Source organism: Pseudonocardia sp. ICBG1142, assembly GCF_020496255.1.
GTDB lineage: Bacteria > Actinomycetota > Actinomycetes > Mycobacteriales > Pseudonocardiaceae > Pseudonocardia.
Genome location: NZ_JAHLJC010000005.1, coordinates 119684 through 129815, shown reverse-complemented (window position 1 = coordinate 129815; position 10132 = coordinate 119684). Strand labels below are relative to the sequence as shown.

At 74.3% G+C, this 10132-nt stretch carries 10 protein-coding genes; all 10 read right to left on the bottom strand.

What is annotated here, in order from left to right; all coding sequences use genetic code 11:
- Positions 1-186: 186 nt before the first annotated feature.
- Positions 187-510, bottom strand: coding sequence for a hypothetical protein (locus tag KPL59_RS05965; protein ID WP_226360192.1), 324 nt, complete (start codon positions 508-510; stop codon positions 187-189).
- Positions 500-952, bottom strand: a complete 453-nt coding sequence (locus tag KPL59_RS05960) for a YbaB/EbfC family DNA-binding protein (RefSeq protein WP_226360191.1) — start codon at positions 950-952, stop codon at positions 500-502. The genes KPL59_RS05965 and KPL59_RS05960 overlap by 11 nt, the downstream gene beginning before the upstream one ends.
- A 38-nt stretch (positions 953-990) precedes the next feature.
- Positions 991-2601, bottom strand: coding sequence for a hypothetical protein (locus KPL59_RS05955; RefSeq protein ID WP_226360190.1), 1611 nt, complete (start codon positions 2599-2601; stop codon positions 991-993).
- Between the two features lie 2 nt (positions 2602-2603).
- Positions 2604-5450 (bottom strand): hypothetical protein, encoded by a 2847-nt coding sequence (locus KPL59_RS36505; protein WP_305080526.1) that lies wholly within the window; start codon positions 5448-5450, stop codon positions 2604-2606.
- On the bottom strand, positions 5443-5766 hold the full coding sequence (locus KPL59_RS05940) for a hypothetical protein (protein WP_226360189.1): 324 nt from the start codon (positions 5764-5766) through the stop codon (positions 5443-5445). Before KPL59_RS05940 ends, KPL59_RS36505 begins: the two co-directional genes overlap by 8 nt.
- Positions 5767-5817: 51 nt before the next feature.
- A complete protein-coding gene (locus KPL59_RS05935; RefSeq protein ID WP_226360188.1) occupies positions 5818-6411 on the bottom strand; it encodes a hypothetical protein in 594 nt (197 codons plus the stop codon).
- 67 nt (positions 6412-6478) lie between these two features.
- Positions 6479-6766: a WXG100 family type VII secretion target gene (locus KPL59_RS05930; RefSeq protein WP_149663379.1), complete on the bottom strand. Its 288-nt coding sequence runs from the start codon at positions 6764-6766 to the stop codon at positions 6479-6481.
- A 34-nt stretch (positions 6767-6800) separates the two neighbouring features.
- Positions 6801-7097 (bottom strand): type VII secretion target, encoded by a 297-nt coding sequence (locus tag KPL59_RS05925; RefSeq protein ID WP_226360187.1) that lies wholly within the window; start codon positions 7095-7097, stop codon positions 6801-6803.
- A gap of 171 nt (positions 7098-7268) precedes the next feature.
- A complete protein-coding gene (gene eccB, locus KPL59_RS05920) occupies positions 7269-8657 on the bottom strand; it encodes a type VII secretion protein EccB (RefSeq protein WP_226360186.1) in 1389 nt (462 codons plus the stop codon).
- Between the two features lie 4 nt (positions 8658-8661).
- Complete coding sequence (gene eccD / locus KPL59_RS05915; protein WP_226360185.1) at positions 8662-10062, bottom strand: type VII secretion integral membrane protein EccD; 1401 nt, start codon at positions 10060-10062, stop codon at positions 8662-8664.
- Between the last annotated feature and the right edge of the window lie 70 nt (positions 10063-10132).

The window sequence follows — 10132 nt, the reverse complement described above, 5'->3', positions numbered from 1 at the left end:
CGCAGGGATCCCTCCTTCCTCGTTCCGGGTGGTGCGATGCCTCGGCGCTGCCGCCGGGCGGGGTCGGGTCGGGCCGCCTCCGAGCCGGCGGACGGGTCCGCTGCGGGCTCCTCGGCGCCGGTGGGCACTACGCGGGCGTCCACGCCCCACCCGCAGGTGCGGGCCCGCACGGGTCGGTGCGGGTGGTCATCTCGCGTCGGGCATCGGCGGGACGTGCGAGCCGTTGTCCTCGTCGAGCCGCGTCAGGTTCTCCGCCGAGATCTCGAGGTTGTCGGCGTAGAGGCCGAGCCCCTCGGTCGTCTCGCCGACGCCGTCGCGGGCCTCGGTCGAGTCCGGGGAGTACTTCTCCCCGAACGCCTTGCCGATGTCGTCGCTGCCCCAGCAACCCTCGTACTCCGCGCTGAGTGCGTTCAGACGCTCCAACGGGCCCGCCAGGTCGCTGCGGATGCGACGCACCCCGTCGGCGTTGCGCCGGACACCGGGGAGGTCGACGTAGGTCTCATCGGCCACGACGCTCACCCCGGGTCGGGTCCTCGACGCCCATCTCGGCGAACATCGACCCCATCAGGGACTCGATCATCTCGGCGGGGTCGACCTTGCCGGTCGCGAGTCCGACCAGGTCCAGCCCGTCCGCGCCGCCGCCCTCCTGGACGATCGCCGCGGTGCGCTCCAGGGCCTGCAACCGCCCGGACTGCAGCGTCGCGACGATCAGGTGCGCGAGCTCGGTGGGCGCCAGCGAGCGGTACCGGGTGCCGTGGAAACTGAGGTCGGTGAGGTCGCCACGGCCGTCGAAGGTCATGGTGAACGACCGGTCCTTGGCGACGACCGTCGTCTGCTCCTCCTTCCACACCCGGCTGACCTCGCCGACCCGGGCACGTTCCTGCTCGAGCTGGTCGAAGGCTTCGTCGAGCCGCCTGGCGTAGTAGGCCTCGTGGTCGGTGGCGTCGCTCATGGGTGTCTCCTCCTCGTGTGGTCGGGCGGGTGCGGGACTCACGTTCGGCCCAGCACGCCCGGTACGCCGTCGTCGCGCCAGTTGCTGGGATCAGCGGTCAGCGAGGTCTCGCGGGTGCGGTCGTCGTTCTGGTTCATCCCGCCGGCCATCCCGGCACCCATCGGCATGAACGGGGCCCCCGTCGGCCCGGCACCGGGCGTTCCCACGTCGGCGCCGGCCGGGCCGAGGGGGAGGCGACCGCCGACGCGGGGGTCCGGGGTGGGGGTGGTGACCGGCAGCGTCGCGATGGCCGCCGTGTCGCCGGTGACCGGAAGGGTCGACATCCGGGTCGCCGCTCCCCCGGACGACGCGGGAAGCGAGGACGACGGAGCCGGCGCCGACGGCACCGGGCCGAGGTCCGGACGGACCCGCTCCGGGGTCGTGGAGGGGACGGACACCCCCGCGGTCCGCGGTGCCTCGAGCTGCGGCACCGCCACCGCATCGACCGTCTCCGCGCCGGTCGCGCGCTCCGACCCGCGACGGGTCGCGTCGGTCCGCTCCCCGGCCGGGGACGGAGCCGTCCCGGCCGGGGTCCGGCCTTCGGTCCCGCCGCGTCCGAGCACCCCGCCGGTGGCCATCCCGACGACGCCGCCCGGCATCGCGGCGTCGCTCTGGGCGGACGAGCCCGGGACGACGGCCCCGAGCGACCGCACGGGCGCGACGGGCTCCTGCGTGGCCGGAGCCGTCCGGGTGCCGTCCGGAACGGTGACCGTCGCCGGCGTGACCGCCCGGCCGGTCTCGGTCGGGCGTCCCAGCACCCCCGACGGGGCCACGGCCGGGGCCCGCGCGGCGAGCACCGGAGCGGACTGCAGCGTGCCGCTGGGAACCGCCGCGGCCGGAGCGGCGGCCGGGGCACCGAGCGCCTGACCACCGAGCGCGAACGCCGCCGGAGCGAACGCCACCTCGCCCGGCGCCGCGGGAGTGCCCTCCGGTACCGCGCCGACGGTCGCCGGGGCCGGGGTCGCCTGAACCGAGGCCGCACGGACGCCGGCCGCCTCCGGGCCGGGTGCGGTCAGCCCCGGGATACCGGCCGTGGGGGCCGGCGAGGTCTGCTGCATCGCGGTGACCACCGTCGGCTGGGGCGGTGCGGTGGCCGACGTCGGCGTCGCCGTGGTGCCGCCGGCGGGCACCGATCCCGGCACCGCCGCGATCGGCTGCTGTGCGCCGCCGACGGCGCCGAGCACGGTCTCCACGCGGGCCAGCTCGGCCCGGGCCGCCGCGGCGAAGGTCTCCTCGACCTCGGCTGCCTGCGGGTGCCCGGCCCAGGCGGCGCGCTGTTCACGCAACGACTGCGCCGCGCTGCGGGCACGGGCGAGCTCGTCGGCCGCGCGGCGCAGCGCGGGCGACCAGCTCCGGACGGCGTCCAGTGACCGTTCCATCGCGGCCGCTTTCGCCGCGGACTCGGCGACGAACCCGTCGGCGGTCGCGCCGAGCATCACCTCCTGGACGCGGTGGGTCTCGCGACGCAGGCCGTCGCGGGCCGTCTCCAGCTCGGCGACGACCGCGTCGATCGCGGCCGCCCGCCGGTACAGCACGTCCGGGTCGGCCGCGAGCAGCTGGGCGACGACCGCGTCGAAACCGGCGTCCGCCGGTGGGACGGGGGCGGTCACGGTCAGGTCCGTCCGATCACACCGGGCGCGAGGTGGTCGGTGTCCTCGTCCCAGATCCCGCCCTCGGCCTGCAGCCAGGTGTGCGGCTCGCGCTCGCGCTCCTGCCCCATGCCCTGCGGCGACATCCCGGCGCCACCCATGGGCATGCCACCCATCGGCATGCCACCACCCATCGGACCGGCGGCACCGCCGTTGGCGGCGGGCAGCACCTGCCCGTTCGGGACCCCACCGGGTGGGGTGCTGAAGCCGCGTTCGGACGCGACGTCGGTGTCGAACTGTGCGTGGCTCGGGTCGAGGGAACCCGGGCCGCCACCTGCACCACCGCCGAGGCCACCCCCGGCGCCACCGGCGCCGTCGCCCGAGCCGCCGCCCGCACCACCGCCGGTACCGTCCTCGCCCATCAGCTCCGACGCCGACGGCAGATCCGGCGGCGTCACCGAGGCCTTCTCGGCCGAGCCGCCTTCCGAGCCGTCTCCCGGGCCGCCCCCGGCACCGTCGCCGGAGCCGCCGCCCGCACCACCGCCGCTGCCGTCCTCGCCCATCAGCTCCGACGCCGACGGCAGATCCGGCGGCGTCACCGAGCTGCCGCCGCCGGAGCCGCCGCCCTCGCTCGCCGTGCGGCCCCCGGCGTCGCCGCCGAGGCCGGTCTTGTCGGCCGCGTCCTGACCGAGTGCCTCGAACGCCTTGTCCATCGCGTCCGAGGTCCGGCCGTGCGGATCGTCGCCCAGGGCGTCGGTCGCCGTGTCCTTCAGCTCGTCCAGGACGGCCTGGCGGTGCGGGTCGCCGGTGGGGTTGCCCAGGTCGTCGATCGCCTTCTCGACGGCCGCCCGCCGCTCCTCCGGCGTGGCGTCCGCTCCCAGCTCGGCGAGTGCCTTGTTGGCCGCCCCGTGTGCCTGGTCGAGCAGGCCGCGGTCGCCGGGGTTCAGCGCCGTGTCGCCCTCGCGGCCCATGTCGTCGATGGCCTTGTTCGCGGCCTCCTTGGCCTGGTCGAGTGCCTCGTTGCGGGCCGGGTCGTCGGTACGCAGCTCGTCGATCGCCTTCTGGGCGGCCGACTTCGCGTCCTCCATCGCCTGGTCGCGCGTGGGATCGCTGCTCGCCCCGCCGGAGCCGCTCCCCTTGTCGGAACCGCTCCCCGTGTCCGAGCCGCTCCCGTCGCCGGAGCCGCCCTCGGACACCGGTTTCTGCAGATCGTCGATGGCCTGGTTCGCGGCCTTCTTCGCGTCCTCCAGGGCCTGGTCGCGCTTGGCTGCCTCCGCCCCGGTCCCGCTGCCGCCGCCCGACGACGGTGACTTCGCCCCGCCGCTCGTCCCCGACCCGGGTGTGCCGCCGCCCGAGCCCGGCAGGCCACCGCCCGCGCCGGGCACGCCACCGCCGGACGAACCGTCGCCGGGGCCACCGACGCCGCCCGCCAGGTCGTCGATCGCACGGTTCGCGGCGTTCTTCGCGTCCTCGAGAGCCGAGTCCCGGGTCGGGTCGGAGCCCCCGCCGCGGAGGTCGTCGATCGCCTCTCCGGCTGCCTTCTTCGCCTGGTCGAGCGCGGCCTGACGCTGCGGGTCCGTGCCACCGCCGCCGGTCCCGCCGCCGGTCCCGCCCCCGGTGCCGTCCGCGGCGCCGCCGCCCGGCGACTCGGTGGACAGATCCGGGATCTCGGGGGCCGGGACGCCTCCGCCGGAGCCGCCCTTCTCCCCGGAGCCGGAACCGGGGTCCCCACCGGTACCGCTGCCCGGTCCCCCGCCGGTGGCGCCACCACCGGCCAGGTCGTCGATCGCCTTGCCGGCCGCGTTCTTGGCGTCGTTCAGGGCCTTGTCGCGGGCGGAGTCGCCGCCTCCGCTCCCACCGCCGGAGCCCGTGCCACCGCCCGTGCCCCCGCCGGCACCCGAGCCTTCACCAGAACCCTCACCCGAGCCAGAGCCAGAGCCTTCGCCGAGGCCGTCTCCCAGGCCGCCGGATCCGCCGGTGCCCTCGCCGCCGGATTCCAGCTCCTCGACCCGCTCCTCCAGCTCGTCGACCCGCTCCTCCAGCTCCTCGACGGCCGGGGTCTTCTCCTCGTCCGTCTCGCCGTCCTTGCCCTCGTCCTCGTCCTTGTCGCCGTCCTTGTCGTCCTTGTCCTTGTCGTCGTCCTTCTTGTCGTCGTCCTTGTCGAGCTTGGCGACGGCCTCCTTCGACCCCCGTGCCTTCTCGCCGCGCACAAGCTCCAGCGCAGCCATGTCCTTGGCCGCCGTCGAGTAGTCGTCCGCGAGCCCGCCCAGCTGCTTCTGGAGCTCCTTGACGAGCTTGTCCTCGTACTCGTTCTCGATCCGGCGGACCACGTTCTTGTACGTCTGCACGACGTCGTCGACGAGGGCCGGATACGCCGCCACGAGCGTCACGGCCGAGATGGCCTTCGCCCGCACCTTGTCCTGGGCCGCGCGACGGTCCTTCCAACTCTGCTGGACCGTCTCCCACCACTTGTCGCGGAACGCGGCGATGTCGGTGCCGATGCCGCGGACGGTGTCGGCGTACTTCTCGTCCGCCAGGACCGCGGCGAAGGCCTTGCTCTCCTTCAGCACGCCGTTCGCGTAGTCCTGGAAGGCCGATCCGGCCTGCCCCTCCAGCGCCTCGTCGACCTGCTTGACCAGCTTCGCGACGTCGTCGTTGATCGACTGGAGACGCTCGGTGGCGGTCTGGAACTGGTCGCCGAACTCCTTCCACGCCGCCGGTGCGGCCGACTGGCCCTCCTGGGGCGCGATGCCCGCGACCCGGGCCTGCAGCGTCGTCCAGGTCTTGAAGTCCGCGGCGTCGAACGCCGGAGGCGGCGCGGTGTCCTGCCCGGCGAGGCCGAACGCGTCCGAGTCGTCGGCGTCAGGCATCGACGACCTCGTCACCGGGCAGGTCGGTCACCCGCGAACCGGAGACGACGTCGGTCTCGACCAGGTTGCGGGCGGTGTCGGCGAGGGCGCCGCCGAACTCCCCGAGCTCGGTGCGGAGAGCGGCGACGTGGTCGAGCAGCTCCCGGGTGCGCGCATCGGTCACCGCGTCGAGCTGCTGCGCCGCCGCGAACGATCCCGAGGGCGACCAGTCCGCGCCGAGCCGGTCCCGGGGGGCTGAGCTCGGGGGCAACAGGGCACCGACCGCGTCGGCGGATGCGGTGACGGCGCCGACGTCGACGCGTGTCTGATCGACCATGGTCCTGGGTGTCCTCTCGGGAATGCGGTGACAGCGCGGCGGCGACCGAGATCAGGAGCCGGGTTTGTCCTTCTTGTACTCGTCCAGGAACTCGTCGCGAGTGGTGTCCTGGTCGGTGTCCTCGGTCTCGCTGGGGGCCTTGAGCACCTCGTCCTTCGGGACGCTGCCCACGCCCTCCTCACCCTTGGGCCCGTTGGTGATGATCTGGCCCTGGGTGTCGTCGTAGCCGTCGCCGTCGGAGGTGTTGCTCTCCTCCGACTCGTCGCCGGGGGTGAAGTTGTGCTGCTCGTGCTCGATCTCGTTGGCCTGCTTGACGATCTCGGCGTCGGCGTCGGCGCGCATCTCGTCGATACGCTTGCCGACGGCGGCGGCACTGTCGGAGTCGACGTCGACCAGCATCTTCGACACGTCCTTGAGCGAGGGCTCCATCGCCTCGAGGATCGTCTTCATCCGCTTCGCATGGTCGATGACGGCGTTGCGCCGGTCGTCGACCCGCCGCTCGACGTACTGGGCCACGGAGAAATAGCCCGCGTCCGGCCAGTGCGGGGCGAGATCGGTGAACGCCTTCATGTCGTCCATCAGCTTCCCGAGCTTGCCGGCCGCCTCGTCGATGGCGGCCCGGTCGACCTTGGTGTCCTTGCCCATCCCAGCTCCGTCCTCCGCAACGACCGAAGGCCGGTGTCACCCCACCGGGGTGACACCGGCCGGGACATCAGAACGCGTTGACGCCCGCGCGGTCGGACGCCTGCATGCGCTGCATCGAGTCCATGACCTGGCGGTGCAGGTCGTCGATGTACTGGTTCTTCGCCTGCAGCTGCTGCTGGAGCTCGTTGGCGGTGGTGTTGTACTGCTCCGCCGAGGCTCCGACGAAGTCCGCACCGAACAGCTGCTGCACCGCGCTGCGCAGCTGCGAGGTCTCGTCCTGCAGCGCCTGCGCCGACCGCTTCATCGCCGCGAGGGCTTCCTCGATCTGCTCGTACTGGTAGAACATGGTGTCCATCTGCGGGACTCCTTACCTGTTCAGGGGATCGGGATCAGTTGGACTGCGGGACGGAGCCGGCGCTCTCGACGTCGGTCTGCATGTTCTCGGTCGCAGCCCGGCGCATCGCCTCACCCATGTGCTGCAGGTCCGCCTGTGCCTTCTTGCCGAACTCCTGGAGGTCGAGCCAGGCCGCGTGGGTCGCCTTCGCCAGCTCGCTCGACGTCGGGTCGAACTGACCCTCCACCTCGGACGCGGCGGTGCGGATGAGCTGATGTACACCGTTGCCGGTCTCGTCGTGCTGCGTCGCGGTCGATTCGATCCGCGGCATGTCCGCCTTGGTCAGCGCCATGTTGGTCCTCCGGGTCGGGGCCCGGCCCAGTCCGGCCGAGCCTCCTGGTGCGTTCCGTCGATCGGGTTCCCGACGCCTGCAGTGAATCGGTCCTGGTCGTCGCCGACGTAACGGCTTACGTCCGTTCGCACGATCGGTGGGGATTTCCCCCGCCAAGTCGCGCACGGGCGGTCACTGCTGCGGTGACCTGGTCTGCAGTGCCGGTTCCCGGTCGAGCACCGGACCGGTGGGGAGCAGCTCCAGCAGCTGCTCGGGCACCGCGACCGCGCTGCCGCCCTGCATGCCCAGCGCGGACAGGGCGTCGTCGTCGGCGACCGGGAACCGCACCCCGATGTCGGTGACGAGGAACGCCGCTCCGGGCGCGGCCCCGGGCGCGGACGCCACCCGCGCGAGCACTCCGGACGCGGCGGGGATCCCGATCCGGTCGGCCTGCACCCCCGGCGTGTGCGTCCCGGCCGGGACGGTGGCCGCCGCGACCGCGGTGGCCGGCAGGGTCCCGATCCGCACCGGGGCGTCGGCGTCGGCGACGTCGACCCGGACACAGGGGACGTCCTCCTGGTGGGTCACCACCAACCGGGGCGGCACCGGGGGCAGGTCATGACCGAGCTCCACACCGGCCGCCCGTGGCACCGTCGCGATGTCCGCGGGCCCCACCCGGACCGTGCTCCCGCCGCTCGACATCGCCAGGGCGGCCATCGTCCGGGTGAGCGGGACGACACCGTCGGCGCGCACCAGGTAGAGGTCGTCCGAGGCGAGCGCGGGGTTGCTGACCTGGTACACCTGCCCGACCCGGCTGGGCCGCCCGGCGATGGTGGGCCCCGGGGCGCCGGCGGAGCTCACCGCCGGCGCGACGAGGTCCGGACCGGCCGGCACCGCCGACAGCCAGCCGGGTTGCACCGGTGCCGGGGCGACGTCGTCGTAGCCCAGCGCGGCGGCCACACGGGGTCCACCGATCCGGTGCCGACGGCCCTGCCAGACCAGGCTCTCCTGGCCGTCGGGGGTGGCGACGAGCAGTCCCTCGTCGTCCGCCGGCTCGGGACCGGCGGGGGCGCCGAGCAGCAGCGACAGGGTGGGCGGCCCGACGCTGCCCGCGGTGGGCGGGCTCGCACACACCGTCCAGGGGGCCCGGTTCAGCGAGGTGGCGCTGGGGAGGGAGTCCGGCGCGTCCGGGATGCCGATCGGTGCCCCCACCGGGGTGCCGGCCAGCGACGCGGCCGACACCGACGTCGGCGCCGCGGCCGAGCCGCTCGCCAGCCGGGCCGAGGCCAGGTTGAGCACCGGGTGCAGCGTCCCGTTCAGGTACACGAACCGGGCCCCGGAGGTCTTCTCGGTGACGAGCGCGCCCGCCGTGCGCCACGAGGTGTTCCCACCCGGCTGGAACAGCCCGTACACGCCGAACCCCGCGCAGAGGACCGCCGCGATCAGCACGCCGATGGCGAGCCCGGTGCTCAGCCGGCGCCCCGGCGGACGGATGACGTCCGGCCGGCCGTGGGTGACCGCGGAAGTCATCCGCCCGACGACGTAGAAGTAGGCCTGGACCTGGTCCCGACGCGACTGCACCTGCTCAGCCCGCCAGTCCGCGCATCCAGGCGAACACGCCCAGCACCTGCAACAGCAGCGGCAGCACCGCGACCGCCGTGAGCGACTCGACGATCTCGACGGCCCGGCCCCAGTACGGCCGCAGCCGGTGGCCGGGCAGCCGCTCGGCCGCCACGGCGAGCATCGCGCCCGCCGCGAGCACCGGCAGCCACAGCCCCAGCACCCGGGCGGTCGGCGACAGCACCGGGGCGACCCCGACCGCGCACGCCACGAGCGCGGTGAGCACCGGCGCGAGCGCCGCCCACCGGGCCACCACGGAGTCCAGGTGCCGGGCACGCAGCGCCATCAGCGCCGCCACGACGAGCACGAACACCACCGCCCAGACGGTGCCCTCGACGAGCACCACGGGCAGCAGCACGAGCTGTGCCGCCCCGAGCCCGACGTGCAGGGCCGCGGTGTACCCGACCGTCGCCGTCCCCCGCTCCACGACGAGCGCGTAGGGCACCGGCTCGACGTCGTCGGAGAGCTGCTCGGGCTCCCCCGGCAGCAGCGGGAGCTGCAGGCCGGACAGCCGGAAGGCCATGGACGGGACGAAGACCCCGGCCACCAGCGACAGCACCACCGCGATCGCCGCGGCCCTCGGCGCCGACACCCCGCCCAGCGCTCCGGCCAGGCCGGCGGCGGCCGTGACCAGGCCCGCCGTCGCGGCCCCGACGAACAGCAGCGCGCCGTCGGCGACCAGCGCGGTCCCGACGGCGAGTGCCATCAGGCCCAGCGCCGCGGCGCAGGCGACCACCGTCATCACAGGAGCGGCCGGCTCGATGAGACGGATCAGCAGCGCACCACCGGTGGTGGCGTAACAGACGGCGACACCGGCCAGCCCGGCCGCGGGCACCGTCCCGGCGCCGCTGCGCGCGACCAGCCCCGCCGCTCCCAACAGGACCACCGCCGTGGCCCCGGCCAGCCCGAGCGCCAGCGCCGGCACGGTGACCTGGAGGACCAGCGGGACACCCGTCAGCAGCGCGAGCGCCGCCAGGAGTCGCAGCATGGCCCGGGTCCGGCCGTCGGTCCACGACCAGGGATGGTTGCGGACCTGCTCCCCCACACCGTCCACGACGTCGTCGTAGTCGATCGGGGCCAGCCCGTCGGCCCGTGGCCGGACGTGCACCACCTCGCCGTCGCGCAGGCCCAGCTCGCCGGTCGTGCGTTCCTCGTCGAACGGCGGGTCGCCCAGCCGTTGCAGCACCCAGCCCTCGTGCTCGGCACCCTGCTCGATCACGTCGCCACCGAAGTGCGGCAGCACCGCCGGCAGCAGGTCGGCGAGCGGCACCTCGGCCGGCACGGTGATGTCCGCGGACTTCTCACCGAGGACGAAACGTAGCCGGGCCGAGCTGCGTGTGCGATGCTGGATCTGCTCTTGCGTCACGGTTCCTCGGGTCCTCTCCTGCCAGGGTGTCGACCACCGCGAACCGCCCGGAACGCTAGGTCCGCCCCCG

Bases quoted from the DNA above. Each gene is read 5' to 3' on its own strand.
- KPL59_RS05930 (WP_149663379.1), bottom strand. From the start codon at position 6,766: ATGGACACCATGTTCTACCAGTACGAGCAGATCGAGGAAGCCCTCGCG.
- KPL59_RS05940 (WP_226360189.1), bottom strand. From the start codon at position 5,766: ATGGTCGATCAGACACGCGTCGACGTCGGCGCCGTCACCGCATCCGCC.
- KPL59_RS05960 (WP_226360191.1), bottom strand. From the start codon at position 952: ATGAGCGACGCCACCGACCACGAGGCCTACTACGCCAGGCGGCTCGAC.
- KPL59_RS36505 (WP_305080526.1), bottom strand. From the start codon at position 5,450: ATGCCTGACGCCGACGACTCGGACGCGTTCGGCCTCGCCGGGCAGGAC.
- KPL59_RS05925 (WP_226360187.1), bottom strand. From the start codon at position 7,097: ATGGCGCTGACCAAGGCGGACATGCCGCGGATCGAATCGACCGCGACG.
- KPL59_RS05935 (WP_226360188.1), bottom strand. From the start codon at position 6,411: ATGGGCAAGGACACCAAGGTCGACCGGGCCGCCATCGACGAGGCGGCC.